Source organism: Streptomyces humi (genome assembly GCF_001005085.2).
Classification (GTDB): Bacteria; Actinomycetota; Actinomycetes; order Streptomycetales; family Streptomycetaceae; genus Streptomyces; species Streptomyces humi.
Window position 1 is genome coordinate 61,539 of sequence record NZ_LBMU02000015.1, and the last position, 25,914, is coordinate 87,452.

General features: G+C 73.3%; 25 protein-coding genes. 15 read left to right on the top strand and 10 right to left on the bottom strand.

Features of this window, described 5'->3' with window-relative positions; genetic code table 11:
- The first annotated feature begins 137 nt into the window (after positions 1 to 137).
- Positions 138 to 2,213 carry a SpoIIE family protein phosphatase gene (locus AAW13_RS05000; RefSeq protein ID WP_107483238.1) on the top strand — a complete coding sequence of 692 codons (2,076 nt, stop codon included), beginning with the start codon at positions 138 to 140 and terminating at the stop codon, positions 2,211 to 2,213.
- Positions 2,214 to 2,275: 62 nt separating this feature from the next.
- The gene (locus tag AAW13_RS05005; RefSeq protein ID WP_046727751.1) at positions 2,276 to 2,488 is read left to right on the top strand and encodes a hypothetical protein; all 213 of its coding nucleotides are present in this window, start codon (positions 2,276 to 2,278) and stop codon (positions 2,486 to 2,488) included.
- Between the two features lie 223 nt (positions 2,489 to 2,711).
- Here AAW13_RS05005 and AAW13_RS05010 read toward each other — a convergent pair whose 3' ends face one another.
- Together AAW13_RS05010 and AAW13_RS05015 are read right to left on the bottom strand one after the other, a co-directional pair.
- Entirely contained in the window at positions 2,712 to 3,506 is a 795-nt protein-coding gene (locus AAW13_RS05010) for a putative protein N(5)-glutamine methyltransferase (RefSeq protein WP_046727752.1), read from the bottom strand.
- Between the two features lie 48 nt (positions 3,507 to 3,554).
- Positions 3,555 to 4,640 (bottom strand): ABC-2 transporter permease, encoded by a 1,086-nt coding sequence (locus AAW13_RS05015; protein WP_046727753.1) that lies wholly within the window; start codon positions 4,638 to 4,640, stop codon positions 3,555 to 3,557.
- 135 nt (positions 4,641 to 4,775) lie between these two features.
- On the opposite strand from AAW13_RS05015, the gene AAW13_RS05020 reads away from it, so the two are divergent.
- Positions 4,776 to 5,219: a MarR family winged helix-turn-helix transcriptional regulator gene (locus tag AAW13_RS05020; protein ID WP_046727754.1), complete on the top strand. Its 444-nt coding sequence runs from the start codon at positions 4,776 to 4,778 to the stop codon at positions 5,217 to 5,219.
- Here AAW13_RS05020 and AAW13_RS05025 read toward each other — a convergent pair.
- Both AAW13_RS05025 and AAW13_RS05030 read right to left on the bottom strand, forming a co-directional pair.
- Positions 5,180 to 5,950 carry a GNAT family N-acetyltransferase gene (locus AAW13_RS05025; protein ID WP_046727755.1) on the bottom strand — a complete coding sequence of 257 codons (771 nt, stop codon included), beginning with the start codon at positions 5,948 to 5,950 and terminating at the stop codon, positions 5,180 to 5,182. The genes AAW13_RS05020 and AAW13_RS05025 overlap by 40 nt on opposite strands.
- Positions 5,947 to 6,870, bottom strand: coding sequence for an NADP-dependent oxidoreductase (locus tag AAW13_RS05030; protein ID WP_046727756.1), 924 nt, complete (start codon positions 6,868 to 6,870; stop codon positions 5,947 to 5,949). The genes AAW13_RS05025 and AAW13_RS05030 overlap by 4 nt, the downstream gene beginning before the upstream one ends.
- Before the next feature lie 169 nt (positions 6,871 to 7,039).
- On the opposite strand from AAW13_RS05030, the gene AAW13_RS05035 reads away from it, so the two are divergent.
- The 6 genes from AAW13_RS05035 to AAW13_RS05060 all read left to right on the top strand — a co-directional run bounded on the left by AAW13_RS05035 (position 7,040) and on the right by AAW13_RS05060 (position 12,742).
- Positions 7,040 to 7,645 carry a sulfite oxidase-like oxidoreductase gene (locus AAW13_RS05035; RefSeq protein WP_046727757.1) on the top strand — a complete coding sequence of 202 codons (606 nt, stop codon included), beginning with the start codon at positions 7,040 to 7,042 and terminating at the stop codon, positions 7,643 to 7,645.
- Positions 7,638 to 8,420, top strand: coding sequence for a ferredoxin reductase (locus AAW13_RS05040; RefSeq protein WP_206306151.1), 783 nt, complete (start codon positions 7,638 to 7,640; stop codon positions 8,418 to 8,420). Before AAW13_RS05035 ends, AAW13_RS05040 begins: the two co-directional genes overlap by 8 nt.
- A gap of 255 nt (positions 8,421 to 8,675) precedes the next feature.
- The gene (locus tag AAW13_RS05045; protein ID WP_206306152.1) at positions 8,676 to 9,263 is read left to right on the top strand and encodes an Rv1733c family protein; all 588 of its coding nucleotides are present in this window, start codon (positions 8,676 to 8,678) and stop codon (positions 9,261 to 9,263) included.
- A 313-nt stretch (positions 9,264 to 9,576) separates the two neighbouring features.
- On the top strand, positions 9,577 to 10,545 hold the full coding sequence (locus AAW13_RS05050) for an acetylxylan esterase (RefSeq protein WP_046727759.1): 969 nt from the start codon (positions 9,577 to 9,579) through the stop codon (positions 10,543 to 10,545).
- A gap of 127 nt (positions 10,546 to 10,672) precedes the next feature.
- Positions 10,673 to 11,839, top strand: coding sequence for an EstA family serine hydrolase (locus tag AAW13_RS05055; RefSeq protein WP_046727760.1), 1,167 nt, complete (start codon positions 10,673 to 10,675; stop codon positions 11,837 to 11,839).
- 159 nt (positions 11,840 to 11,998) lie between these two features.
- A complete protein-coding gene (locus tag AAW13_RS05060; RefSeq protein ID WP_046727761.1) occupies positions 11,999 to 12,742 on the top strand; it encodes a GntR family transcriptional regulator in 744 nt (247 codons plus the stop codon).
- Here AAW13_RS05060 and AAW13_RS05065 read toward each other — a convergent pair.
- The 6 genes from AAW13_RS05065 to AAW13_RS05090 all read right to left on the bottom strand — a co-directional run bounded on the left by AAW13_RS05065 (position 12,720) and on the right by AAW13_RS05090 (position 19,784).
- Entirely contained in the window at positions 12,720 to 13,460 is a 741-nt protein-coding gene (locus AAW13_RS05065) for a class I SAM-dependent methyltransferase (RefSeq protein WP_046727762.1), read from the bottom strand. The two genes, AAW13_RS05060 and AAW13_RS05065, sit on opposite strands and share 23 nt — an antisense overlap.
- A gap of 80 nt (positions 13,461 to 13,540) precedes the next feature.
- Entirely contained in the window at positions 13,541 to 15,454 is a 1,914-nt protein-coding gene (locus AAW13_RS05070; protein ID WP_046727763.1) for a hypothetical protein, read from the bottom strand.
- Positions 15,455 to 15,789: 335 nt separating this feature from the next.
- The gene (locus AAW13_RS05075; RefSeq protein WP_046727764.1) at positions 15,790 to 16,551 is read right to left on the bottom strand and encodes an SDR family NAD(P)-dependent oxidoreductase; all 762 of its coding nucleotides are present in this window, start codon (positions 16,549 to 16,551) and stop codon (positions 15,790 to 15,792) included.
- A complete protein-coding gene (hisD, locus tag AAW13_RS05080) occupies positions 16,548 to 17,849 on the bottom strand; it encodes a histidinol dehydrogenase (RefSeq protein WP_046727765.1) in 1,302 nt (433 codons plus the stop codon). The genes AAW13_RS05075 and hisD overlap by 4 nt, the downstream gene beginning before the upstream one ends.
- A 37-nt stretch (positions 17,850 to 17,886) precedes the next feature.
- Positions 17,887 to 18,822, bottom strand: coding sequence for a VOC family protein (locus AAW13_RS05085; RefSeq protein WP_046727766.1), 936 nt, complete (start codon positions 18,820 to 18,822; stop codon positions 17,887 to 17,889).
- Positions 18,819 to 19,784, bottom strand: coding sequence for a fumarylacetoacetate hydrolase family protein (locus AAW13_RS05090; RefSeq protein WP_046727767.1), 966 nt, complete (start codon positions 19,782 to 19,784; stop codon positions 18,819 to 18,821). The genes AAW13_RS05085 and AAW13_RS05090 overlap by 4 nt, the downstream gene beginning before the upstream one ends.
- A 195-nt stretch (positions 19,785 to 19,979) precedes the next feature.
- Here AAW13_RS05090 and AAW13_RS05095 point away from each other — a divergent pair, with 195 nt between their 5' ends.
- The 6 genes from AAW13_RS05095 to AAW13_RS05120 all read left to right on the top strand — a co-directional run bounded on the left by AAW13_RS05095 (position 19,980) and on the right by AAW13_RS05120 (position 25,824).
- On the top strand, positions 19,980 to 20,342 hold the full coding sequence (locus AAW13_RS05095) for an antibiotic biosynthesis monooxygenase family protein (RefSeq protein ID WP_240528536.1): 363 nt from the start codon (positions 19,980 to 19,982) through the stop codon (positions 20,340 to 20,342).
- A 64-nt stretch (positions 20,343 to 20,406) separates the two neighbouring features.
- Complete coding sequence (locus tag AAW13_RS05100) at positions 20,407 to 21,531, top strand: FAD-dependent monooxygenase (protein ID WP_046727769.1); 1,125 nt, start codon at positions 20,407 to 20,409, stop codon at positions 21,529 to 21,531.
- Positions 21,528 to 22,526 (top strand): amidohydrolase family protein, encoded by a 999-nt coding sequence (locus tag AAW13_RS05105; RefSeq protein WP_046727770.1) that lies wholly within the window; start codon positions 21,528 to 21,530, stop codon positions 22,524 to 22,526. The genes AAW13_RS05100 and AAW13_RS05105 overlap by 4 nt, the downstream gene beginning before the upstream one ends.
- Positions 22,526 to 23,485, top strand: a complete 960-nt coding sequence (locus AAW13_RS05110; protein WP_046727771.1) for a cyclase family protein — start codon at positions 22,526 to 22,528, stop codon at positions 23,483 to 23,485. Before AAW13_RS05105 ends, AAW13_RS05110 begins: the two co-directional genes overlap by 1 nt.
- Positions 23,486 to 23,493: 8 nt before the next feature.
- On the top strand, positions 23,494 to 24,864 hold the full coding sequence (locus AAW13_RS05115) for an FAD-binding oxidoreductase (RefSeq protein WP_046727772.1): 1,371 nt from the start codon (positions 23,494 to 23,496) through the stop codon (positions 24,862 to 24,864).
- 3 nt (positions 24,865 to 24,867) lie between these two features.
- Positions 24,868 to 25,824 (top strand): fumarylacetoacetate hydrolase family protein, encoded by a 957-nt coding sequence (locus AAW13_RS05120; RefSeq protein WP_046727773.1) that lies wholly within the window; start codon positions 24,868 to 24,870, stop codon positions 25,822 to 25,824.
- Positions 25,825 to 25,914: the final 90 nt, after the last annotated feature.

Consider the following 25,914-nt stretch of genomic DNA (forward strand, 5'->3'; position numbering starts at 1 on the left):
CATGAGGACGGCGCGGTGACGAGAGAGGGTGGAAAAGTCGGCGGCGACGTCGGAGAGTCGGGTGTGAGCGCGATAGAACAAGGGGAGTCGGCACGGGGGACGACGTGCCGTGCGAAGGTGCGAAGGCGGTGCGTGCGATGAGTCCAGCCGAGGCTTCGGCGGCCGGGGGCGAGGAGCCCGCGCGCGGGCCCGTGCGACCCGGCGGGCTGCTGGACGTCCTGGGCGTGGCCTCCGTGGTGCTGGACGCCCAGGGGCGCATCGTGCTGTGGAGCCCGCAGGCGGAGGAGCTGTTCGGCTATCCGGCCGCCGAGGCGCTCGGGCAGTACGCGGCCCGCCTGATGGTGCACGAGCGGCACATCGAACTGGTCGGGAAGCTGTTCTCCGAGGTGATGCGCACCGGGCAGAGCTGGGCCGGGGGTTTCCCCATCCGCCACAAGGACGGCACCACCCATGTGGTGGAGTTCCGCAACATGCGTCTCATGGACGACAACGGCGACGTCTTCGCGCTGGGTCTGGCCGCCGACCAGTCGACGGTCCGCCGTCTGGAGCAGGACGTCGCGCTCTCCGAGCGGATCGTGAAGCAGTCGCCGATCGGGCTGGCCGTCCTCGACACCGATCTGCGGTTCGTGTCGGTCAACCCGGCGATGGAGCGCATGAACGGCGTCCCCGCCGCGGAACACGTGGGCCGGACCGTCCGCGAGGTGCTGCCGTCCCTGGACGCCGACGAACTGGAGTCGGCCTACCTGCGGGTGCTGCGGACCGGCGAACCGGTCGTCGACGAACCCGCGGTGGGGCGCACCCCGGCCGACCCGGACGAGGAGCACATCTGGGCGGTGTCGGTCTACCGGCTGGAGGACGCCCTGGGCAACGTACTGGGCGTGGCGACGTCGGTGGTCGACATCACCGTGCCGTACCGGGCCGGTGTGGAGGCCGAGAACGCGCGCCGGCGACTGGCCGTCATCGCGGACGCCTCGGCCCGCATCGGCACCACCCTGGACCTCGAACGCACCGCCCGTGAGCTGGCCGCCGTCGCGGTGCCCGAGCTCGCCGACGTGGCGTCGGTGGATCTGCTGGACGCGGTGGTCGAGGGCCGGCGCAGCAGGCTCGGCCCCGCCGAGCCCGCGGTGCTCCGCGCGCTCGCCGTGCGCGCGGAGCCGGAGACGGCGGCGGGGGCCGCCGAGACGCCGGGCACGGTCGCCCGGTACGCGCCGGACCGGCTGATCACCGCGTGCGTACGGACCGGCGAGGCCGTCGTCGTCCCGCGGGTCACGGCCGAGGACCTGGCGCGGATCGCCCGCTCGCCCGAGGCCGCCGAGCTGCTGGCCCGGGCCGGGGTGCACTCGTACCTGGCCGTGCCGCTGATCGCGCGAGGCGAGGTGCTGGGCGCCCTGGACCTCAGACGCACCCGCACGCCGGCGCCGTTCGACGACGACGACCTGCTGCTGGCCCGGGAGCTGGCGGCGCGGGCGGCCGTGCAGATCGACAACGCCCGCTGGTACCAGAACGCCCGCACCACCGCGCTGACCCTCCAGCGCAGCCTGCTGCCCACCCACCCCAGGGTCACCACCGGCCTGGAGGTGGCCTCCCGCTACCAGCCGGCGGGCGCCACCGTCGAGGTGGGCGGTGACTGGTTCGACGTGATCCCGCTGGAGGGCGGCCGGACGGCGCTCGTGGTGGGCGACGTGATGGGCAGCGGCATCAACGCGGCCGCGACCATGGGGCGGCTGCGGACCGCGACCACCACCCTGGCCTCGCTCGGCCTGGACCCGGCGGTGCTCCTGGAGCACCTGGACAAGACCACCTCGGGCCTGGACCACTCCATCGCGACCTGCGTGTACGCCGTGCACGACCCGCGGCTGCGGCAGGTCCGGATCGCCAACGCCGGCCATCTGCCCCCGGCCCGGGTCCGCCCCGGGCGGCCGCCGGAGCTGCTGGACCTGCCCACCGGCGTCCCGCTGGGCGTCGGCGGCGTCCCCTTCGCCACGACCACCGTGGAGTTCGAACCGGGCGACGAGCTGGTGCTCTACACCGACGGCCTGGTGGAGACCCGCAGCCACTCCCTGGACGAGCGGCTGGACGAACTGCTGGCCCTCCTGGACGCCCCGGCCGGCCCGTTGGAGGAGACCTGCGACCGGCTGCTGCGGGAGCTGCACCACCCCGACAACCACGACGACGTGGCACTGCTCATCGCGCGAGCGCAGGAACTGTCGTAGCCCTCCCCCGGACCGGCCGGCCTCATCGGATTCACAGGGGGACCGTCGACTCGGACGTCAAGGTGCGCGGGGACGCCGACTCGCTGAAGAAGGGCGCGACCGCGGTCCTGGTGGGCACCCGCGGCGCCGGCGGCGGACCGACCGCCTCGGCCGCGTTCTCGGGTGACCTCACGCGCATGGGCCGGGGCGGCATGCGCGACCACGGCGGCCCCTGGCAGCACCCCGGCGACCGCTCACCGTCACCGAGCCCCTCCGCCGGCGGCGCGACGACCTAGGCGGCGCCACGACCTAGGCGGCGCCACGACCCAGGCGGCGCCACGACCCAGGCGGCGGCCCGGTCGGATGGCCCCGCCCGGCGTGTCGCCCGCTGCCCGGCACAGGGGTCCCGGGCAGCGGAGGGTGTGGTGCCCGACCGTGTACGGCTCGGCTCCCTCCGCACCTCCAGCGTGCTGAGGTCCCCGGCCGTCAAGCCTCGGAGGGGTGGTTTCCGCTCTTCCGTCAGAGCGAGACGGCCCGGTCGCGCACGCCGATCACGACGTTCGCGTACAGCTCCTCCGACACCGCGAGCCGCGCGGACAGTCCGGCGCCGGCGAAGGCCTCGACGGCCGTGCCGGCCTGGCGCTCGCTCGTCTCGACGAGGACGCAGCCGCCGGGCGCCAGCCACTCGGGCGCCCCGGCGGCGACCCTGCGCAGCACGTCCAGGCCGTCGTCGCCGCCGTCGAGGGCGACCAGCGGCTCGTGGTCGCGGGCCTCGGCGGGCAGCAGACCGACCTCGCCGGTGGGGACGTAGGGCACGTTGGCCGCGAGGATGCCGATCCGGCCGCGCAGGGCCGGGGGCAGGGCGTCGTACAGGTCGCCGGTGTGGGCGTGGCCGCCGTAGGGGGCGATGTTGCGGCGGGCGCAGCCGACAGCGGCGGTGTCGATGTCGGCGGCGTGCAGTTCGACGTCGCCGAGGGCGGCGGCGAGGGCGGCGCCGACCGCGCCGGAGCCGCAGCACAGGTCCACCACGACGGATGCGCCGGGGGCCTGCGCCAGGGCCTGGTCGACCAGGAACTCGGTGCGGCGGCGGGGCACGAAGACGCCGGGTTCCACCCGCACGCGCAGGCCGTGGAACCCGGCCCAGCCGAGGACGTGTTCGAGAGGCTCCCCGGCGGCGCGCCGGGCCACCATCGCGGCCAGTTCCTCCGGCGTGCGGGCGGTGGTGAGGATCAGCTCCGCCTCGTCCTCGGCGAAGACACAGCCGGCGGCGCGCAGCGCTGCGACCACGGTGGTGGGATCGGTGAGAGCAGTCATCGCGGAGAGCCTATCCGGACGCCGGCCGGTCGTCGGACCATCGGACTGTCAGACGCCGACCGTCTCCTCGGCCTCCTCGTCAGCCGCCTCGTCGGCCGCCCCGGCCGCCCCGGCCTCCCCGTCGACCGCCAGGGCGGCGGGCGAGTCCGGTACGACGGCGGGTGCGGTCGGGGTGGCGGCCCTGGCCCGCTCGTACCCGGCCGCGGCCGCGACCACCACGAGGCCGGCCAGCAGCCACACCGCCAGCGTGGTCACGTCGCGGCCGAGGCCGTCGCCGCCGAAGTACAGCAGGCCGCGGAGGCCCTCGACGAAGCCGGCGCCGTTCCAGAAGGCGTGCAGTGCGCCGAAGAAGCCGTTCTGTAGTTCGGGCCGGAACAGCCCGCCGGAGCTGGTGAAATTGAGCATCACGAACAGCACCATCATGGTCAGCGTGGTCCACCTCTTGAGGAAGGTGTGCAGGCCGACGCCGACGAGGAGGATGCCGGCGGAGTAGAGCCAGGCCAGGCCCCAGACGCCGGCCAGGTCGTGGTGGGCGAGGTGGAACACCGGGCCGGCGAGCAGCGCGCCGATGCCGCTGACGACCGCCGACACGCCGACCGCGAGCAGGGCGCGGATCCGCATGGGGAGCGCACCGCCGGCCGCGCCGAGGGCGGCGACCGAGGCGTAGGAACCGATGCTGACCGCGACGAGCAGGAAGAACAGGCCCTGTCCCGTGGGGTCGTCGGCGACCGGCCGGGCCACGTCGGTGACCTTGAGCGGCACGCCCTGCCGCTCCGCGACCGGGGCGAAGACCTTCTCGACGGCCGTGGCTCCCATGTCGGAGGCGGCGCTGGCGACGATCAGTTCGGGCGTCCTGGCGCTCGGGACGTAGGCGCCGGTCACGGTACGGGACTTCAGCAGGTCGACGGCCGCGGTCCGGGTCGGCACCGTACGGACGTCGAGCCGGTCGCCGGCGGTGTCCTTGACGGTCTGCGCCAACACCTTCGCCTCCGGTCCGGCGCCGACCACGGCCACGGGCATGTGGTTGGGCTCCGGGTGCACGAACGCACCCATGTAGGCCAGTCCCATGCCCAGGCACATCAGCAGCGGGGTGATCAGGTGCGTGAGCACATGGCGCAGTGCCGGTGACCTCATCGCGTACGACCTCCGGATCCCATACTAGTTGGCTTATACAACTCAAACTTCAGTTGTACTATACAACTAGGTCGCCGGAGGAGGTATTCCCGTGCAGGTGCTGACATCGCAGGTGCTGTCGCCGGAGGTCGTCCGATGACACCGGAGGAGATCGCCGTGGAGACCATCCAGCGCGAGATGACGGTCTTCGCGCGCCGGGCCCGGGCGTCGGCCGGGCGCATGCATCCCGAGCTGTCACTGGTGTCGTACACCCTGCTCGGGCACCTGGAGGAGAGCGGCGGCCGCCGGGCGACCGACCTGGCCGCGCACTACGCGCTCGACAAGTCGACGGTCAGCCGGCAGGTGGCGGCGCTGGAGCGGGCGGGCCTGATCGAGCGGCGCCTGGACCCGGAGGACCACCGGGTCCAGGTGCTGCATCTGACGGAGGCCGGGCGCGAGATCCTGGCCCAGGTCACGCGCAGCCGCCGGGCCGCCTTCCGGGAGCGGCTGGCGGACTGGGCGGAGGAGGATCTGGTCCGGTTCGCCGCGTACCTGGAGCGCTACAACGCCGGCACGTCGGCGGGCACCGGCGAGGACTGACCGAGCGTCTCCGGCACCCGGGCGGCGATGAAGGCGGTACGGCGGCGCAGGCGGAAGCCCAGCGACTCGTACAGCCGGACGGCGGTGGTGTTCCCGGCACCGGTGTGCAGGAACGGCGTCTCGCCGCGCTCCCGGATGCCGTGCGCGACCGCGCGGATCAGCCGGGTCGCCAGGCCCTCGCCGCGGTACGCCGGGTCGGTGCAGACCGCGCTGATCTCGGTCCAGCCGGGCGGGTGCAGCCGCTCCCCCGCCATGGCTATCAGCCGGCCGTCGCGGCGGATGCCCAGGTAGGTGCCCATCTCGATGGTGCGGGGCAGGAAGGGGCCGGGCCGGGTGCGCTCGATCAGGTCGAGGATCTCGGGCACGTCGGCGGGGCCGAGCCGCACCGCCGCCGGTTCCGGACGGGCCTCCATCCCCTCGTCCACCAGCTGCACGCCCGCGATGTTCATGGTGAGCTCCCAGCCGTCCGGGAGTTCGCCCCGGTAGCCGGGCAGGCCGACCTCGGCGCCGGGGCCGGCGAGGGCGGCGAGATCCGCCCAGTCGTCGGCGTCGGGCGCGTCGGGCAGAGCCAGCCACGGGGAGACGTCGACCGGGTAGCGCAGTATTCGGCCGCGTCTTTCGGCGAAGAGCGCGTGCGGGCCGGTGAGCGAGGCGAGCGCGGGGTTGTCGAGGATGTGCGGGGCGTTGTCGAGGATGTGCGGGCCGCTGTCGCGGGGGTCCGGGGCGCTCATCCGGCGACCTCGATCACGATCTTGCCGCGGGTGTGGCCGTCCTCGACGGCGCGCAGAGCCTCGTCGGCCCGGTCCAGCGGGAAGGTCCGCGAGACGTGCGGGTCGAGTTCACCGCCCACCACGAGTTCGGCCACCTCGTCCAGGACGGCGGCGGTACGGGCGCGTTCGACCCTGGCGCCGCCCAGCGCGGCCACGGTCTCCGGCGCGGCCCCCGCGGTGATCAGCTTGGCGGGGTCGGCGAGCAGCCCGGCGGCCTCGGCGAGCACCTCGCCGCCGACCAGGTCGTAGACGCCGTCCACGCCCTCAGGCGCGGCGGCCCGCACCCGCTCGGCCAGGCCGGGTCCCGACGGCACGTGCACGGCGCCGAGGGACTCCACGAACTCCTTCTTCGCCTCGCTCGCCAGGCCCACCACCCGCAGCCCCCAGGCGCGGGCGATCTGCACGGCCGCCGCGCCGACGCCGCCGCCCGCCCCGGTGATCAGCAGGGTGGCGCCCTCCGGCAGGTCGAGCTGGCGTACGCCGTCGTAGGCGGTGGCCGCGGCGACCGGGAGGGTGGCCGCGTCGGTGAAGGACAGCGCGGCCGGCTTGTGGGCGGTCACGGTGGCCGGCAGCAGGGCGTGCTCGGCGAACGCGCCCCCGGCCGTGTTGCCGAAGACCTCGTCGCCGACGGCGAACCCGGTCACGCCCGCGCCGAGTTCCTCGACGACACCGGCGGCCTCGCTGCCGAGGACGACGGGGAAGACCGGCTCGGCGGCGCCGGGCCGTCGCAGACCGCCGCGCAGCTTCCAGTCGACGGGGTTCACCCCCGCCGCACGCACCGCGATCAGCAGTTCGCCGGGGCCGGGACTCGGCCGGTCCACGTCGGCGAAGGACTCGGTCTCGGGCCCGCCGTGCCTGGTGTAGACGTACGCCTTGGGCATCGTGTTTCCTCGCTCTCTGGTGCAGTCACCGGTGTCCCGGTAGCGGCACTCAGCGGCAAGGACGCGCGCGCGGCGGCTATTCCCACACTCGGGGATCGTTCATACGGCCGCAATGATCGGTGGTCTGACCTGGGCAGGAGCACCCGGCAGGACCACGTACCGTTGAAGGATGAACATCACCCGGGGCTTCACCGGCCGCCCCCGCACCGAGAACGCCGGACTGCCGCCGGGCCAGTACGACGCGGGCGACGACTGGCCGGTGCTGTCCGCCGAGGTGACGCCGGAGCTGACGGTCGCCGACTGGTCGTTCCGGATCGACGGGCTGGTGGACGAGCCGCGCACCTGGGACCGGGAGGCGGCTCGGACGCTGCCCGCGTCGGCGTACACGGGTGACATCCACTGTGTGACCGGCTGGTCGAAGTTCGGGGTGCGGTTCGGGGGCGTCTCCCTGGACGCCTTCCTGGAGCGGGTCCGCCCCCATGGGTCCGCCACACACGCCGTCGCCTACTCGCACACGGGGTACACCACCAGCCTGCCGCTGGCGGACCTCACCGGCGGCCGCGCCTGGATCGCCTTCGAGTACGAGGGCCGGCCGCTGCCCGCCGAGCACGGCGGCCCGGCGCGGCTGCTGGTGCCGCACCTGTACTTCTGGAAGAGCGCCAAGTGGATCGCCGGCCTCACTCTCCTCGACCACGACGAGCCCGGGTTCTGGGAGCAGAACGGGTACCACGCGCGGGGCAACCCCTGGGAGGAGCAGAGGTACTCCGGTGACTGAGACGGCCGCGAAGGCGACGGCCGCCGTGGCGTTCGCCCCGCCGACACGGTTCGCGGTGCCGGGACGCGTCGCGGTGGCCGGTGAGGCCGCGGCGGTGTGGCAGACGGCCACGATCACCGGGGTACGGCGCGAGACACCGCACGCGTCGACGTTCCGGTTCGCGGTGCCGGGCTGGGCGGGGCATCTGCCCGGACAGCACCTGATGCTGCGGCTGACCGCCGGGGACGGCTACGCGGCGCAGCGCCACTACTCGCTCGCCTCCGCGCCCGACGACTCCGGGCACATCGAGCTGACCCTGGACCACGTGGTGGACGGCGAGGTCTCCGGCTGGTTCCACACGGTGGCCCGGCCCGGTGACACCGTGGAGGTGCGCGGCCCCCTCAGCGGCTTCTTCGCCTGGCCGGGCGACCGGCCCGCGCTGCTCCTCGGCGCCGGTTCCGGGGTGGTGCCCCTGATGTCCATGGTCCGGCACCACCGGGCCCGTGCCCTGGACGTGCCGCTGCGCATGGTGGTGTCGGCGCGCTCCCCCGAGGAGCTGATCTACGCGCGGGAGCTGGGCCCGGAGACGACGACCGTGTTCACCCGGGCCGCGCCACGAGGTGTGCCGGTGGGACGTATGGCCGCCACACATGTGGCCCCGCTCCTGGCCGAGCAGCCGGCTGGTGGGTGGGAGGCCTATGTGTGTGGCTCCAACGGGTTCGCGGAGCACGCCTCGCGGCTGCTGGTGGCGGCCGGACAGCCGGTGGACCGCATCCGCATCGAGCGCTTCGGCTGACCGTGCGACGGCACAGCACCTGCGGACCGGGGCGGGGGCTCGGGGACTGAGGGCCGGAGGCCTGAACCACGGCGCTGACGGGGCCCGCTGGGGCGCCTGCTCTGGCCGGTTCCGGCCGGAACCGCCGAACGAGTGAGCGCCGTACTCCGTACGGGGTACCAGACCCGTGTGGACGCTCGCGTGCGGGCGGGGCACGCTGGGAGCTGCGGACCGGCGGTCCGGCCCTTCGGCTCCTGTGGCGGCGAGGAGGTCGACATGCGTACCCGGGTGCACGGCTGGCGGTGGCGGCAGAACCCGCTGCGGCGCAGGTCGGACATGGTGGAGGCGTGGATCGCGCTGGCTGTGGCGGTCCTGCTCGGCGTGGGTGCGCCGCTGGTGGGGGCGGTGGCCGGGCTGTGGGCCCACGACCGGGCGCGGGCGGTGGCGACGACGGAGCGGGCCGAGCGGCACCGGGTCCGGGCGATGGTCGTCGGCAACACCCCGGAGCAGCTGCCGTCGATCCAGGGCGGCGACGCGGCGCACGCCTACCAGGCGGACGTGCGGTGGACCGAGCCCGGCAAGGGGACCCGGACCGCGCTGGCACGGGTGCCGGCCGGGACCAGGGGCGGTGACATGGTGGACGTGTGGTTCGACCGGCAGGGGCACGGGGTGGCTCCGCCGCCGAACGAGGTCGCCGTCTGGCAGCACACGGTCACGGTGGGCATGTGCGGGGCGGGCGGCGCGGCGGCCGTGGTGCTGGTGGGCCACGGCGTGGTCCGGCGGGTGGCGCTGCGCCACCGGCTCGCCGAGTGGGAACAGGAGTGGGCACGCACCGGCCCGGACTGGACCCGCGGACGCACCTGAACCCGCAAGCCGCACCGCCGCGAGAACCCCTGCATCCCCGCCGCCCGGAGACCCCCGCGCCCAGCCTCGTCCGCGGCCTCGGTTGCCCGGTCGGGTCGGGTGGTGCGGTGACCCGACCACACGTCGTGGCCGGGGCGGTGCCGGGAGCCGCGGGTCGTCGGCCAGGACGGGCGGTAGAGGGCCATGACCAGTGGATCGCCGCTGGGCGGCCCGGCTCGTCGGGGGTGCGGGCGTCGCGGGGGCCTGGCGAGTCGTCGGACCACCCACGTACGGTGTGATCATCCGCATACTCCCTTCACCAAGGCGGTTGTTGATGGCCCTGTTCGACCTTCCCCTCGACGAGTTGCGCGAACACCGCAGTGCGTCCGTGGCGCCCGACGACTTCGACGCCTTCTGGGCCAAGACGCTCCAGGAGGCCCGCGAGCACGACCTCGACGCCCGCTTCGAGCCGGTCGACACCGGGCTGTCCACGGTCGACGTCCACGACGTGACGTTCGCCGGGTTCGGCGGCCACCCGGTCAAGGGCTGGCTGCGGCTGCCGGCCGGTGCCACCGAACCGCTGCCGCTGGTCGTGGAGTTCATCGGCTACGGCGGCGGACGCGGGCTGCCGCACGAGAACCTGCTGTGGGCGTCCACCGGCCGGGCGCACTTCGTGATGGACACCCGGGGGCAGGGCAGCGCCTGGGGTGGCGGTGGCGGCACCGCCGACCCGGTGGGCGGCGCTCCGTCGTACCCCGGGTTCATGACCCGCGGTGTCGACGCACCCGAGAACTACTACTACCGGCGGGTGTACACGGACGCGGTCCGGGCGGTCGAGGCGGCACGCGCGCACCCGCTGACCGACGCGGCGCGGACCGTGGTGCTCGGCGCCAGCCAGGGCGGCGGGATCACCATCGCGGTCGGCGGTCTGGTCCCCGACCTGGCCGCGGCCGCCCCCGACGTGCCGTTCCTGTGCGACTTCCCGCGCGCCACCACGCTGACGGACCGTCACCCGTACCGGGAGATCGGCCTGTTCCTGAAGACCCATCGCGGCCGCTCGGCCGATGTGCAGCGCACCCTCTCCTACTTCGACGGCGTGCACTTCGCGGCGCGCGGCCGGGCCCCGGCGCTGTTCTCGGCGGCCCTGGAGGACCAGACCTGCCCGCCCTCCACGGTCTTCGCGGCCTTCAACTCCTGGGCGCACGAGGACAAGACGATCGAGGTGTACGACTTCAACGACCACGAGGGCGGCGGGCCGTACCACGAGGCGGCGAAGGTGCGCTGGCTGCGTTCGTACGTCTGAGCAGGCCGGAAGGCCGGCCGGGGTTCCTCGCCCGCCGACCTTCCCTCCGGTCCGACCAGTCGGTATGTTCGGGGTCGCCTGGGCCGCGGCGGCGCGGCCCGGGCTCCCGGCGTACGACGGAGGACCCATGTCCGAGCACGAGCCACAGGTCCAGGGCCACTGCGCACCGCGTTTCGCCGCGGTACGGGCGGCGTTCGAGGAGAACTTCCGGGTCCGCGAGGAGCTGGGTGCCGCCGTCGCGGTGACGGTCGCCGGCGAGACGGTGGTGGACCTCTGGGGCGGCTGGGCCGACCCGGCGCACAGCCGGCCGTGGGAGCGGGACACCGTGGTCAACGTCTGGTCCACGACGAAGGGGCCGGTGGCCCTGTGCGCGCACGTCCTGGCCGACCGGGGGCTGCTGGAGCTCGACGCGCCGGTGGCCGACTACTGGCCCGAGTTCGCGGCGGCCGGCAAGGAGCGGGTCCTGGTGAGGCACCTGCTGTCGCACCGGGCCGGGCTGGCGGGCCTGCGGGAGCCGCACTCGTTCGAGGACCTCTACGACTGGGAGCTGACGACCGCGCGGCTGGCGGCGACGGAACCCTGGTGGGAGCCCGGGACGCGGTCCGGGTATCACGCGCTGACCTACGGTTTCCTGGTCGGCGAGGTGGTGCGGCGGGTGTCGGGACTGCGGCCGGGGGCCTTCCTGGAGCGGGAGGTGACCGGGCCGCTGGGGATCGACTTCACCGTCGGGCTGCCGGAGAAGGAGTCCGGACGGGCGGCGGAGCTGGTGCACCCGCGGGTGGTGTCGGAGAGCGAACAGGCCGCGATCTTCAGCCAGTTGACCCCCGTGGCGATCGCGGCGCTGGCCAACCCGGCGGCGGGCGCCGCGGAGGCGAACACCCCGCGGTGGCGGGCCGCCGAGATCCCGGCGGCCAACGGGCACGGCACGGCCCGCGCGGTGGCGGCGCTGTACGGCGTCTTCGCGGGCGGCGGCGCGTACGGCGGCCTGCGCGTGCTGTCGCCCGAGGCGGCGGAGCGGGTGCGCGAGGGGCAGGGGAGCTGCCGTGACCTCGTCCTGGGGGCGGGTTTCGAGCACGAGACCGAGGTCGCGCTGGGGCTGTGGCTGAGCGGGGCGAACGGCTCGTACGGGCCGAATCCGCGGGCCTTCGGACACGACGGCTTCGGCGGCTCCTGCGGGCTGGCCGACCCGGAGGCCGGGGTGTCGCTCGGGTACGTGATGAACCGCATGGGCGGCCGGATCGCCGACGACCCGCGGAAGACGGCTCTGGTCGACGCCGTCTACGCGAGCCTGTGAGGCCCACCGGGTTTCGGCCGAACCCGCCGGCCGCTCTTCCCTGATGGTTTAGACCAATGCTAGATGTGGTCGCGCACCGAACCCGCACGGCTACGTCTTGTCATCGAGGCCTGTCCGCAGGCCCGTTGGCGAGGCCTTGTCACCCACAGGAGGCGCGGCATGGCCCGCACCACCCCGCACGACCGTCCCGCGAGCGAAGCTCAGCCGCTGTACTGGCGGATCGCGACACGACTGCTCGGTGAACTGCACGAGGGCACCATCCCGCCGGGCGAACGGCTGCCCTCGGAGCGGGAGTTGGCACGGCACTTCGAGGTCAGCCGGGAGACCGTCCGGCAGGCGCTCGAGGTGCTGCGGCACAGCGGCCTGGTCGCCACCGACCGGCGTGGCAGTCACGCCACACTGCCCGGCCGGCCGGTGGAGAGCCCGGTCTCCCTTGCCTTCCCGGTGGGTGCCGGGACCACGGACCACGGCGCGTCCGACCGGGCCACGGTGGCCTGGGAGGAGCCGCCGCCGGAGCACGCGGCGGCACTGGGGCTGGCCCCGCACCGGCCGACCCTGGTGCACCGCTACGAGTCCGCCGCACCCGACGGCCGGGCCCTGCGCTCCGCCGTGACCTCCTTCTCGGCGGTGGCCCTGACCGAGGTCGAGGAGCTGGGCCGCTACCGGGACCGGGCGGACGGCTCCGCCGCCGCACAGCTGCGCCGGGCCTACGACTGGATGCGCAAGGCCGGCCTGGCCCTGCACCACCGGGACTCGATCACCCAGGTCGCCGACGCGGCCACGGTCCGGGTGACCCGCCGGGTGCACGACCAGTACGCCCGTCCGCTGGAGATCACCGACCTGGTGGTGGACGCCCAGCAGGACACGCTGGTCTACGAGTTCACGGTGCCGGCGGCGCGGTGACCCGGGTGGCCGTCACCAGCCGGGCCCGGGGGCTGCCGTCGTCGCGTACGCCGAACCCGGGCAGCGCGTACAGGTCCACCGTGAATCCCGCCCGCTCCAGGTCCCGCAGCACCGCACCGAGCCGGAAGGCCCGGTAGTACATGACGAACGGCGGCCGCCACAGGGCGTTGCGCACCCGCATCACGGCGTCGAAGCCGAGCAGCATCCAGAATCCGGGGCCGGTGGGGCGGGGCGGGGCGAGCACCGGGAAGGCGAAGGTGCCGCCGGGCCGCAGCGCCGAGTGGACCCGGCCGAAGAGCCCGGGCAGTTCCCGGGGCAGGAAGTGCCCGAACGCCCCGAAGCTGACGACCAGGTCGAAGGCGGCCTCGAACGGCAGGGTCCGGGCGTCGGCCTGCACCCAGCTCACGGCGGGGCCGTCGGGCGGGGGCAGGCGCCGGGCGACGTCGAGCATGCCGGCGCTGAAGTCGACGCCGGTGACGCCGGCCCGGCACACCCGGGCCAGCACGTCCATACCGGCGCCGGTGCCGCAGCACAGGTCCAGGCCGTCCTCGAAGGGGCCGAGCGGGGTGAGCGCCTCGGCGACCGCCTCCAGCACCGGATCCGGGGTCCGGAAGGGGGTGTGGTCGAACTTCGGGGCCAGCAGGTCGTAGCCGCGCTCGACCGAGGACAGGGCCTGCACGGCGAGTTCTCGGAGACTCGGTCCTTCGGGGCTGAACATCCGGCCAGCCTACGGGAGCACCCGGCGCCGGACACGGCGCAGGCGCGGCCCGGGTACGGGACCGCGCCTGCGGCCGGGACTCACGCCACGGTGAGCGTGAGGGCTCCCGTGTAGGTGGAGCCGGCGGCGATGGCCGTCTCCGTGCCGTCGACCGTCAGCTTCACGGACCTGCCGCGCGGCGCGGTCACCGAGGCGTCGGCGGCGAGGGTGAGGCTGGTCAGGTACGACGTTCCGGTGACCGTCCAGGCCGATCCGCTGTTCAGCCGGACGACCACGCCGTTGTTGACGGCGGCCTGCGCGGTGTTGGTGACGATGCCCAGCTCGTAGAAGGTGGACGCGTCGATCGAGGACACCCGGTGCTTGGTCCTGGTGGCCGAGATGACACCCTCGACGCTCGTGCCCTCGAAGGTGAGGACCATGTTCCTGCCGCCCCGCACGCCGTTGTAGAAGTCGCCCTTCAGCTTGATGGAGCTGAAGGTGGCGGCGCCGTCGGTGCCGTGGACGGCGGTGACGTCGAAGGAGGAGTCCTTCACCGGGTCGGTGGTGGGCTCGGTGTAGACGCCCACGTTCATCATCTTGCCGTTGACGTTGACCGGGCCCGGGTCGTCCAGTTCGATCATTTGCAGGATGACGCCGTCGCGCGGGTTGAGCCTGGCGCCCTGCGAGCCGTCGACCGTGATGGCGGTCTGCTGGCCCTTGTTGAGGAAGGTGGCGCGCTCGGAGTTGACGACCGTGCCGCCGTCCAGGGTGAGTTGGCCGGCGCCGAAGAACATGTAGCCGAAGTGACCGGAGTTCACCACCGTGCTGCGCACCGGGATGCTCTTCAACTCGGCGTTGGACAGGCCGAGTCCGAGTTCGGTGTTGAGCGCGGCCACGGCGTCGCGGGTGCTGTCGCCGTAGTGCACGACGGCGGCGGGACCCGCGATGATCGTCGCGTAGGAGCCGACGTCGAAGCGGGAGCCGAGCACGCGGACGGTGGCGTCGCCGATGGCGTAGGTGCCGTAGCCGTAGTCGCCGGTGTTGCCGACGTGGCTGTTGATCGCGGTCAGCTTCAGGCCGCTGCCGCCCTCGACCGACAGCGCGCCCCAGGTCTCCGAGAAGACGGTGGAGTTGAGGTAGGTGGCGACGCTGTTCTTGCCGATGAGGTTGGTCGCGCGGACGTTGCCGTCGAGGCCCAGCATCCAGGGCACGGACTCCATGTACGGGGTCTCGACGGTGGCCTGGTAGTCGGCGGGCAGGACGCCGTTGCGGGCGCGCAGGAAGGAGTCCTTGACGAGGACGTTGGCGCCGCCGTCGGCGATCACGGTGGTGCGGACCACGCCCTTGGTGCTGATCCGGGCGCCGTCCACGACCAGCTTGGTGGCGGAGCCGTCGCCGACGACGGCCGCGCCGTACCCGGCGAAGTCCGAACGGCCGTTGCCCGTGAAGGAGATGACGGGGCTCTGGAGGGTGTAGCTGCCGCTCTCGACGTAGACGCCGTTGAAGCACTCGCCGGTGGAGGTGATGGAGACGTTGCGGGCGGCGGCGTCGGTGACCTTGCCGCCGCGGACGGCGGAGAGCACGGACCTGGCGGAGTCGACGCCGGACGAGCCGACGTACAGGGCCTGCCGGAAGGGGAAGGTCAGCGTCTCGTAGGTGACGTCGTTGGACCCGGCGACGGTGAGGACGACGTCACCGCGGTAGGTGCCGGCCTGGATGAGGGTCGCGGTGCCACCGGTCGCGGTGAGCAGCTGGCCGGTCTCCACGCCGTCGACGGTCAGGCTGATGTCGTACCCGTCCGGGGCGACGATCTTGCCGCCCTCGCCGATGGTGAGCCGGCTGACCTGGGTGGTGGCGGCGAGTTCGTACGTCTCCCCCGCGGCGACCGAGATCGTCCTGCCGGACGCCTTCGGCGCGGCGGTGGCGGTGGCGGTGCCGGAGGCTGCCGGGACGAGCAGGGCCGCCGCCGAGGCGGAACCGGCGATCAGGAACGAGCGTCGGGTTGTCAGCGTCATTGCAGGCCTTTCCACGGGTGGAGTGCGCCGTCGCGCAGAGTCACGAGTCGCCGGTCGAAGCCGGGGCGACAGAGGCACCTGGGGTGCGCAGCTCGGAGTGAACCAGCCTGGACAGAGGCAGGACAGGCGTTGCGCACACGCATCCCGGAACCCGATGGCTTCGATCGTGGGGCCCACTTCATGGCGACTACACAGAGTGGCCACAGCCGGTACCGGTGGGCACGCACGACGGCGAGGCGGACGGCCCGCATGCCGTCCACCTCGCCGTGTCCCGGTAGGTTTTCATCGCCGGAGCTCTACGCCGGGGCCCTACGCCGGTGCTCTACGTCGGTGCTCTACGCCGGGGCGATCATCCCCGCCGACAGGTCGATGTCCGCCCCGCACAGTCCCGGCATCGCGAGCATGGCGACCAGCGCCCGCGCGACCTCGTCCTCCTCGACCAGCCGGCCGAGCGCGGCGCGGGAGGCGAAGTCCCGTTCCGCCTCCTCGACGGTGCAGCCGGTGAGTTCGGCGGTGAGGCGGAAGTTGCGGTCCATCCGAGGCCCCCGGACCGGTCCCGGCGAAAGGGTGTTGACCGCGACACCCCGCGGGCCGACCTCCCCGGCCAGGGTCCGGGTGAGGCCGATCAGCGCCATCTTGGAGGCGGTGTACGGCGTCCGGTTGAGCAGCGGGCGTTTGCCGCTGACCGAGGCGACGTTGACGATGTCACCCCGTCCGGCGGCCAGCATGGGCGGCAGGAACGCCCGGCACATGAGGTAGACACCGCGTACGTTGGCGGCGAACACGTCGTCCCACTCGTCGGGTTCGATGTCGACCAGGGGGCGCACCGGGCCCGCCACGCCCGCGTTGTTGACGAGCAACGACACGTCCTCGTCGGCGAGTGCGCCGGCCAGGGCGCGTACGGAGGCGGGGTCGGCGACGTCGCAGACGGCCGTGCGGGCCGCATCGCCCACCTCGGTGGCCGCCTCCGTGAGGGCCCGCTCGTTCCGGCCGGCCAGGACGACCCGGGCCCCGGCGGCGGCGAGCGCCCGCGCGAAGGCCCGGCCCAGCGGTCCGCCCCCGCCGGTGACCAGCGCCGTACGGCCTTCCAGGGTCACGCCTTGTTCCAGGGCAGCTCGTCGCCGGCCGCCTTCGCGGCCCGTACGTCACCGGAGCGGGCATGGCCCTCGAACAGCTCGACCCGGGACGCGCGTCCGCACAGCCGCCCGAGCAGGGCCTGCGAGGCGGTGTCGGTGACCTCCTGGTAGGTGACCGTATTCAGGTACTTCCCCACCCACAGACCGCCGGTGTAGCGGGCGGCCCCACGTGTGGGCAGCACATGGTTCGTCCCGATGACCTTGTCGCCGAAGGACACGCAGGTGCCCTCGCCGAGGAAGAGGGCGCCGTACTGGGTCATCCGTTCCAGGGCGAGACGCGGCTCGGCGGTCAGCACCTCGACGTGTTCGAAGGCGAAGGAGTCGGCCAGTTCGTACAGTTCGTCGGTCGAGTCGACGACGTGCACCTGGCCGTGGTCGCGCCAGGCGGGTTCCGCGTAGTCGCGGGTGGGCATGGCGGGCAGGATGCGCTCGACCTCGGCGATGGTCCGCTCGGCGACCTCCCGGGAGGTGGTGATCAGGACCGCCGGGGAGTCCGGGCCGTGCTCGGCCTGGGAGAGCAGGTCGACCGCGCAGACGAACGGGTCGGCCCGGTCGTCGGCGAGGACCAGGATCTCGGTGGGTCCTGCGAACAGGTCGATGCCGATCTCGCCGAACAGCTGCCGCTTGGCCTCGGCGACATAGGCGTTGCCCGGTCCCGCGATCAGGTTGACGGGCTCCATGGTGTCGGTGCCGACGGCCATCGCGGCGACCGCCTGGACGCCGCCGAGCAGCCAGATCTCGTCGGCGCCGGCGAGGTGCATGGCGGCGACGGTGGCGGCGGGGATCTCACCGTGGATGGGCGGGGTGCAGGCGACCACGCGCGGTACGCCGGCCACCTTGGCGGTGACGATGGTCATGTGGGCGGAGGCGGTGAGCGGGTAGCGGCCGCCGGGGATGTAGGCGCCGGCCGCCTGCACCGGGACGTGCTTCTGGCCGAGCTTCACGCCGGGCAGCGTCTCCACCTCGAACTCGCCCATGGAGGCCAGCTGGTGGCGGGCGAAGTTACGGACCTGCTCCTGGACGAACGTGATGTCGTCGATGACCTGCTGCGGCACCGACGCGACGATCTTCTCGACCTCCTCGGCGCTCAGCCGGAAGGAGTCGGGGCTCCACTTGTCGAACTTCTCGGAGTACTCGCGGACGGCCGCGTCACCGCGTTCACGGATGTCCGCGATGACGCCGGCCACCGTCTCCCGCACCTGGCCGAGGGAGGCGGCCACCTCGGACTTGGGCACGGCGTGCTTCAGGATCTCTGCCACGACTGCGGCCTTTCTGGGGAGTGTTCGGCTCGGAGGATCAGACGGGGGGTGCTTCGAAGAGCACGTCGGGGTCGTTGAACTGCTCCTTGGCGACCGACTCGCTCATCGGGTCGGCGGTGCCCCACTGGTCCTGCGTCATCGGATCGGCCACGTCGTGCCGGCCCGGGTGCCACAGGTCCTCTTCCAGGACGGCGAGTTCGGTCGTGTACTCGACGGTGTTGCCGTGCGGGTCGTGGAAGTACGAGAAGGTGTTGTCGCCCGCCAGGTGGCGTCCCGGGCCCCAGGTGAGCCGGGTCCCGGCGCGCAGCGCACGCCCGGTGCCGCGCATGTACTCCTCCACCCCGCGCATCTCGAACGAGGCGTGGTGCAGCGACACATGCGGGCCGCGCGCGATGGCGAAGGAGTGGTGCAGCGGGCTGCACCGCAGGAAGTACATGAGGTCGCCCATATGCGTGGAGTACAGGGTGTCGGTGAGGCGGAACCCGAGGTGCTGGATGTAGAAGTCCCGCAGCCCCTCCGGATCCTGGGAGTTGACCACGCAGTGGGAGAGCCGCACCGGGATGGCCTCACGCTCCTCGACCTTGCGGTGGGCGCGGGTGGCCACGTCCGCGGAGACCTCCACGACCCGGCCGTCCGGGTCGAAGAAGCGCAGCCCGTACCCGCCGCCGGGGGTGTCCAGCGGCCGGGGCTCGTGGATGATCCGCACCCCGGCCCGGCCCAGCCGCACCGCCAGCTCGTCGACCGCCGCGGCCGACACCGCCCCGAAGGCGACCAGGTCCATCCGTTTCCGCCCGTCCCTGCGGATCCGGACGATGTACTGCTCGGGACTGCCCTCGGCGGCGAAGAACGCGATGCCGCTGTCGTTCGCGACCTCGGTCAGCCCCCAGGTGGTGCCGTAGAAGGCGCGCTGGGTGTCGAAGTCCGGTACGGCCAGGTCGACATGGCGCAGATGGCTGATGGGCTGGAAGGTCATGCGTGGCTCCTGACGGTGTTGCGCTGGTGGCCGAGGCCGGTGATCTCGGCGTCGATGACGTCACCGGGTCGGAGGAAGACCCCCCAGTGCGCGCCGTTGCCGGCCGGGGATCCGGTGAGCAGCAGGTCGCCGGGGTGCAGGGTGGTGGTCGTGGAGGCGTAGGCGATCAGCCGCGGGATGTCGAAGATCATGTCCTTGGTGGACTCGTCCTGCCGGACCACTCCGTTGTGCCGCAGGGTGATCCGCAGGTCGCCCGGGTCGCCGACGAAGTCCGCGGGGACGAGGAAAGGCCCGGTCGGCAGGAAGGTGTCGGCGTTCTTGGCGGTGAACCAGTCGGTGCCGATGGCCTTGAGGTCGGGCCGGTACAGCCGGTCGCGGGTGGTCAGGTCGTTGCTGATCGTGTAGCCGGCGACGTACGACATGGCGTCCTCGACCGGGATGTCCTTCCCGGTCCTGCCGATGACCAGGGCGAGTTCGAGCTCCCAGTCGTGCTGTTCGCCGAGCGCGGGCAGCACGATGTCGTCGTACGGTCCGCACAGTGCGCGCGGTGAGCCGAGGAAGAGGTACGGAACCCCGTCGCGGATCCGCTCGTCCATCATCTTCTCGGCGTCGGCGCGGGCCTCCTCGGGGGTGGCGCCGTGCACGCTCTCCTTCTCGGCGGCGACCAGATCGACCACGTGTTTGCGGTAGTTGGCGCCGCTCTGGAGGATCTGGCCCGGCTCGACCGGCGTCAGCACCCGCAGCCGGGCCAGGTCGTGCCAGGTGCCGTCGGCCGAGGCGGCCAGTTCGTGCAGCCTGGGCAGCCGGGCGTCCCAGTCCTCGACGAGTGCGCGCACCGACCCGGCCAGGTCGCGGAGGTCGCGGACGCGGGCGCCGGTGACCAGGCCGGGGAAGGCGGCTGCGCCGTCGTGGAAGGTGCCGAGCGCGAAGGGTCCGGCGTGGGCGGGGGAAGGTTCGGGCACGGGCGGCTCTCCTCGTACGGGTGGGGGCTCGCCTCCGACGCTAGGCATCCCGCGCGGTCGGCGGAAATGGCCGTTCGCGATGGCTGCCATCGCCGGCGGTCCCGGCCCCGGCCTGGAGATATGCGGCGGTGGCGGGCGGGCGGCTCCATCGCCGTCGGGGATGGATGACGTCCCCCTTGCCGATGACTCGATCCGTTGACCCTGCACGTACCGCCGACCAGGCTCGGAGCACCCCACCCCGAGGAGTACGCCGTGGTCGTCGAGCATGCCGAACTGACCGTCGAGGCCGGTCGTGAGCAGGAGTTCCAGGAGGTCTTCGGCAAGGCCCGCGAGGTGCTCGCCGAGGCCGACGGGTTCCGCTGGGCCGAGTTGCTGCGCTGCGCCGAGCGCCCCCGGGTCTTCCTGCTTCTCGTCGGCTGGGACTCGGTCGAGGCGCACACGGTCGGCTTCCGGGAGTCCGAGCGGTTCGCCCGCTGGCGGGCCCTGGTCGGGCCGTTCTTCGCCGCCCCGCCGGCCGTGGAGCACTACCGCGAGCTGGGCGCCCGCTTCACCGGCTGACAGCCGCCGAGTCCCGGCCGGCCGGCCCCCACCTGTCTGTCTTTCTACTTCGCAAGGATCGCCCATGCCCGTGAACAAGGTGCTCGTCGTCGGTGGCGGCATCACCGGAAGCGTGCTGTGTCTCGCCCTCGCCCAACGCGGCGTCGAGGTGGAGCTCGTCGAGATCTCACCCCAGTGGTTCGGGGTGGGTCATGGCATCACCATCCAGGGCAACGCGCTCAAGGCGCTGCGTTCGGTCGGTGTGCTGGACCGGGTGCTGGCCCGGGCGGTGCCGTTCGACCACATGCGGCTGCGCCGGGCGGACGGCGGTCTGATCACCGAGCTGGAGACCCCGCACACCGGGGGTGCGGACCTGCCGTCCACGGCGGGCGCGCTCCGCTCCGACCTTCAGGACGCGCTGTGCGACGCGGTGCGCGCGCACGGCGTCCGGGTCCGTCTGGGCCTGAGCGTCGACCGCCTCGACCAGTCGCCGGACCAGGTGGACGTCACGTTCACCGACGGCTCCGCCGGCCGCTACGACCTGGTGGTGGGCGCCGACGGCATCAACTCGGCGATGCGCGCGCGCATCGGCATCACGGCGCGGCCCCGGCCGGTCGGCATGTCGATCTTCCGGGTGGTGGCCCGGCGCCCCGCCGAGATGGACTGCGCCGAGGTGTACTACGGCGGGCCGAGGTACAAGGCCGGCTACAGCCCGATATCCGACGACCAGTGTTACGCGTACCTCCTCGACGAGAACCTGGACGCCTCGCTGATCGGTCCGCGCGCCTCGCTGGACCTGATGCGGGAGCGCGGCGCGGGCTACGGCGGCACCTGGGGGAAGATCCTCGCCGGACTGCCGGACGACACGGCGGTGGACTACCGGTGGATCGAGGCGGTGCTGGTGGACGAGGACTGGCACCGGGGCCGGGCGGTGGTGATCGGTGACGCGGCGCACGCCTGTCCGCCGCTGATCGCGCAGGGCGCGGCGATGTGCATGGAGGACGCGGTGCTGCTGGCGGACCTGGTCACCGCCGGCGAGCCGGTGGCGGCGGCGCTGGAGCGGTTCATGGCCCGGCGGCTGCCGCGGGTGCGGATGGTGCTGGACAACTCGCTGCGGCTCGCCGAGTGGGAGATCCACCCGGACACCCCGGGTGCCGACCCGGCGCGGATCATGTCGGAGACGCTCGCCTCGCTGACGGCCGCCGCATGAGCGCACCCGTCGTCGACTTCCACGGCCATCTCGCGGTCCCGGAGGCCGACGCGCTGGTCGCGGGCACCGGGGGTCTCGCGGCGGAGCTGGCCGCCGAGCAGCGCGCCCACTCGTCGGCGTCACTGGCCGCGAACCGCTCCCAACTCCAGCGTCTAGGAGGCAGGTTGACGGACGTCGGCGCCCGTCTCGCCGACCTGGACGCGATGGGTGTGGACATCCAGGTGGTGGGTCCGATGCCCATGCACCACTACTGGGCGGCCCCGGAGCTCGCGGTGCGGCTGGCCCGGACCGTCAACGAGGCGGTGGCCGGGCACCGCGCCGCCGCGCCCGGGCGGCTGCACGGCCTGGGCACGGTCCCGCTCCAGCACCCGGACCTCGCCGTCGCCCTGCTGGACGAGGCGGTCACCGACCTCGGCCTGTCCGGGATCAGCGTCTCCACCACCGTCGAGGGCCGCGAGCTGGCGGACCCGGCGCACGACCAGGTCTGGCAGCAGGCGGAGGAACTGGGCGCGGTGGTGTTCGTGCACCCCTGGGGCTGCTCACTGGGTGGCCGGCTCGCCTCGCACTACCTGGGCAACACGGTGGGCCAGCCCACCGAGACCACGGTCGCGCTCTCGCATCTGATCTTCACCGGGGTGCTGGACCGCTTCCCCCGGCTGAAGCTGGTGGCCGCGCACGGCGGCGGCTACCTGCCGACGTACGCCGGCCGCTCGGACCACGCCTGGCGGGTACGGCCGGACGCGCGCGGCTGCGCCGAACCGCCGAGCTCGTACCTGCGGCGGATGTGGTTCGACGCGCTCGTCTACACCCCCCGCGCGCTGCGCCATCTGGTCGAGGAGGTGGGTGCGGACCGGCTGGTGCTCGGCACCGACCACCCCTTCGACATGGGGGTGACCGACCCGGTGGCGCGGCTGGACGCGGCCGGTCTCGATCCCGCCGACCGGGACGCGATCGCCGGGGGCAACGCCCTCGGCCTGCTGAAAGGACACCCGTGATGCCCCCCACCCCTCTCGGTCCCGTCGAGGAGGAACTGGCCAAGGCCCGCGCCGCGTACCGCAACCGGGGCCGCTGGGGCGAGGACGACGTGCTGGGCACGCTCAACTTCGTCGACGACGCGATCCGCGCGCATGCCGCGAGCCTGGTCCGGCGCGGCCGTTCCTTCTCGCTGGCCGCGAGCGTCCAGGGCTTCCCGGACAATTCCGGCGATGCGGGCGACTCCGGCGGCGCGGGCGACTCCGGCGGTGCGCACGGCTCCGGCGGCGCGGGCGACTCCGGCGGTGCGCACGGCTCCGGCGGCGCGGGCGACTCCGGCGGTGCGCACGGCTCCGGCGGTGCGGTCGGCTCCAGCGGTGCGCGCGGCTCGGCCGCGGCGCGGCCCCGGGCGTCCACCCGGTGGAGCACGGCCGTGACCGGTGCGGAGCGGCTGCGGGACGCCTTCACCGGCCGCGGGGTACTCCTCGACGTCGGCCGGGCGTTCGGTGACGCGCACGGTGAACTCCCCGACGGTTTCGCGGTCCTGGAGGAGCACCTGCGCGACACCGCCGAGGCGCAGGGCGCCACGTCGAGTGTGCGCCGCGGTGACATCGTCCTCGTCCGCACCGGCCGGCTGGGCCGGGTGCGGCGGCTGGGCGAGTGGGGCGGGTACGCCGACGGGGACGCCCCGGGTCTGTCCTTCACGACGCTGGGCTGGCTGCACCGCACGGAGATCGCCGCGGTCGCCACCGACACCTGGGGCGTGGAGGTGCGGCCGGACGAGTTCGCCGGGCCGGCCGTGTCGCCGCTGCACCGGATCGCCGTCCCGGACATGGGTCTGCCGCTGGGCGGGATGTGGGACCTGGAGGCGCTCGCGGAGGACTGCGCGGCCGACGGTGTCCATGAGTTCCTGCTGGTCGCCGCACCCCTGCCGGTCAGCGGCGCGGCCGATGTCCCCGTCAACCCCATCGCAGTCAAGTGAGTCCGCACGTGAACACGAACCGTTTCTCCGGCACCCTGCACCTCCCCGGCGACGAGGACTTCGAGGAGGCGGTGTACGGGCGTGTCTTCAACGCCCGCCGGCCCGCCGACCGGGTCCCCGCCGCCGTACTGCGGGCGGTCACCGAACAGGACGTCGTCGAGGGCGTCCGGCTCGCCCTGGAGCGGGGCTGGCAGGTCGCCGTGCGCTCCGGCGGGCACAGCTGGGCCGCCTGGTCGGTGCGCCGGGAGGCGCTGCTGATCGACCTCGGCGGTTTCCGCGAGATGGCGTACGACGAGACGACCGGGATCGTGACGGCCACCCCCAGCGTCAAGGGCGGCGACGAACTCAACCCGTATCTCGGCGGGTTCGGGCGGTTCTTCAACGGCGGGCACTGTCCGTCCGTCGGCATCGGCGGCTTCCTGTTGCAGGGCGGGCAGGGCTGGAACGCGCGCGGCTGGGGGTGGGCCGCCGAGAACATCGTGGCGATCGACGTCGTCACGGCGGACGGCGAGCTGGTGCGGGCGAACGAGACGGAGCACAGCGACCTGTTCTGGGCCGCGCGCGGCGCGGGCCCCGGTTTCTTCGGCGTCGTCACCCGCTTCCACCTGCGGACCCGGCCGTTGCCGAAGCACCTGGCGCACACCGTGCACGGCTATCCGCTGGGCCTCTTCGACGAGGTCATGACCTGGCTGCACGACATCCACCACACGGTCGGCGACCTGGTGGAGATCGTCGCCCTCACCCAGACCCCGCCGGATCTCGACGAGCCGGTGCTGCTGGTCACCGGGGTCGCGATGACGGACAGCCCCGAGGAGGCGGCGCGGGCGCTGGCGCCCCTGCACGCCAACCCGTACGCCGACCGGGCGCTGTTCCGGGTGGAGGCACGACCGACGACGCTCGCCGAGCAGTTGGCGGGCCAGCGCACCGCCAACCCGGAGGGCCATCGCTACCTCGTCGACAACGCGTGGCTGACCGGCACCGCCGAGGAGGTGGTCCCGGCGATCCGGAAGGCGTTCACCGGGCATCCGACCCGGGGGACCTTCACCATCTGGTTCTCGATGGCCCCGCTGCGGCAACTGCCGGACATGGCCTTCTCCTTGCAGTCGGAGATCTACTGCGCGACGTACGTGGTGTACGACGATCCCGCGCGGGACGCGGAGCTGCGCGGCTGGCTGGACTCGGCCATGGCGGCGATGGAGCCGGTGACCGTCGGCCAGTACCTGGGCGATTCCGATTTCACGGTGCGGCAGTTGAGGTTCATGGGGGACGAGCAGTGGCGGCGGCTGAACGGGATCCGGGCCGTGCGTGACCCCGAGGGCGTGTTCGCCGGCCACCTGAGCGCCGGGACCGTCACCAACACCAACCACTGGGAGCAGTGAGCCATGCGTTTCGCGACGTACGAGCACGAGGGCGAGGAGCGCGCCGGTGTGGTGCGGGACGGGGTGATCCATCCGCTGCCCGCGGGGGTGACGCTGCTGTCGCTGGTCGAGGCGGGGACGCTGGACGCGGCGGGTGTGGCGGCCCTGGGCGGGCCGGGTGGGCCGGCCGCGGACCGGGTGCGGCTGCTGCCGCCGCTGAAGCCGCCGTCGATCCGGGACTTCGTCGGTTTCGAGGCGCACATCGAGGGGGTGTCCAGGTCGCTGGACGGTCTGGAGCACGTGCCCGAGGAGTGGTACCGGGCGCCCAACTTCTACTTCACCAACCCCCATGCGGCCTACGGCGCCCACGACGACGTGCCGGTTCCGGCGGGCTGCTCGGTGCTCGACTTCGAACTGGAGGTCGGCGCGGTGATCGGCCGGGCGGGCCGGGACCTCACCCCCGAGGAGGCCGGGGACCACATCGTCGGGTACCTGGTCTTCAACGACTGGTCGGCCCGTGATCTCCAGAAGCCGGAGAAGAACCTCGGCCTGGGCTTCTCCAAGGGCAAGGACTTCGCCAACACGCTCGGCCCCTTCCTGGTGACCGCTGACGAGGTGGCGGACCGGCGGGATCCGGACGGCTTCCTGGACCTGGAGATGACCGTCACCCTGAACGGGCGGCTGATCGGCCGGGACACCCTCGCGAACGCCTCCTGGACCTTCGAGGAGATGATCGCCTACGCCAGCCGGGACGCCTGGGTGCGCCCCGGGGACGTCCTGGGCTCGGGGACCTGCGGCTGGGGCGCCCTGGCGGAGTTCTGGGGGCGGGCCGGGGAGCGCGTCCCGCCGCCGCTGAAGCCCGGCGACGAGGTCACGCTGACCGTCGAGGGACTCGGCACGGTGTCCAACAGGATCGTGCCCGGACGGGCGGACGCCTATCTTCCGCGGGCCCGGAAGAGGGGCCGCACGCCCCGCCCGTAGCATCTGGAGCTGTGGCGGCCCTGTGTCTGGCACCGGGCCGCCACCTGCGTGTATCCAGGGCTCCAATGGCTGTCATCACATCTTCCTGAG

Coding starts and splice junctions, on each gene's coding strand:
- AAW13_RS05050 (WP_046727759.1), top strand. CDS start 9,577: ATGGCCCTGTTCGACCTTCCCCTCGACGAGTTGCGCGAACACCGCAGT.
- AAW13_RS05055 (WP_046727760.1), top strand. CDS start 10,673: ATGTCCGAGCACGAGCCACAGGTCCAGGGCCACTGCGCACCGCGTTTC.
- AAW13_RS05010 (WP_046727752.1), bottom strand. CDS start 3,506: ATGACTGCTCTCACCGATCCCACCACCGTGGTCGCAGCGCTGCGCGCC.
- AAW13_RS05110 (WP_046727771.1), top strand. CDS start 22,526: ATGCCCCCCACCCCTCTCGGTCCCGTCGAGGAGGAACTGGCCAAGGCC.
- AAW13_RS05105 (WP_046727770.1), top strand. CDS start 21,528: ATGAGCGCACCCGTCGTCGACTTCCACGGCCATCTCGCGGTCCCGGAG.
- AAW13_RS05030 (WP_046727756.1), bottom strand. CDS start 6,870: ATGCCCAAGGCGTACGTCTACACCAGGCACGGCGGGCCCGAGACCGAG.
- AAW13_RS05025 (WP_046727755.1), bottom strand. CDS start 5,950: ATGAGCGCCCCGGACCCCCGCGACAGCGGCCCGCACATCCTCGACAAC.
- AAW13_RS05100 (WP_046727769.1), top strand. CDS start 20,407: ATGCCCGTGAACAAGGTGCTCGTCGTCGGTGGCGGCATCACCGGAAGC.
- AAW13_RS05120 (WP_046727773.1), top strand. CDS start 24,868: ATGCGTTTCGCGACGTACGAGCACGAGGGCGAGGAGCGCGCCGGTGTG.
- AAW13_RS05015 (WP_046727753.1), bottom strand. CDS start 4,640: ATGAGGTCACCGGCACTGCGCCATGTGCTCACGCACCTGATCACCCCG.
- AAW13_RS05085 (WP_046727766.1), bottom strand. CDS start 18,822: ATGACCTTCCAGCCCATCAGCCATCTGCGCCATGTCGACCTGGCCGTA.
- AAW13_RS05065 (WP_046727762.1), bottom strand. CDS start 13,460: ATGTTCAGCCCCGAAGGACCGAGTCTCCGAGAACTCGCCGTGCAGGCC.
- AAW13_RS05020 (WP_046727754.1), top strand. CDS start 4,776: ATGACACCGGAGGAGATCGCCGTGGAGACCATCCAGCGCGAGATGACG.
- AAW13_RS05035 (WP_046727757.1), top strand. CDS start 7,040: ATGAACATCACCCGGGGCTTCACCGGCCGCCCCCGCACCGAGAACGCC.
- AAW13_RS05000 (WP_107483238.1), top strand. CDS start 138: ATGAGTCCAGCCGAGGCTTCGGCGGCCGGGGGCGAGGAGCCCGCGCGC.
- AAW13_RS05060 (WP_046727761.1), top strand. CDS start 11,999: ATGGCCCGCACCACCCCGCACGACCGTCCCGCGAGCGAAGCTCAGCCG.
- AAW13_RS05045 (WP_206306152.1), top strand. CDS start 8,676: ATGCGTACCCGGGTGCACGGCTGGCGGTGGCGGCAGAACCCGCTGCGG.
- AAW13_RS05070 (WP_046727763.1), bottom strand. CDS start 15,454: ATGACGCTGACAACCCGACGCTCGTTCCTGATCGCCGGTTCCGCCTCG.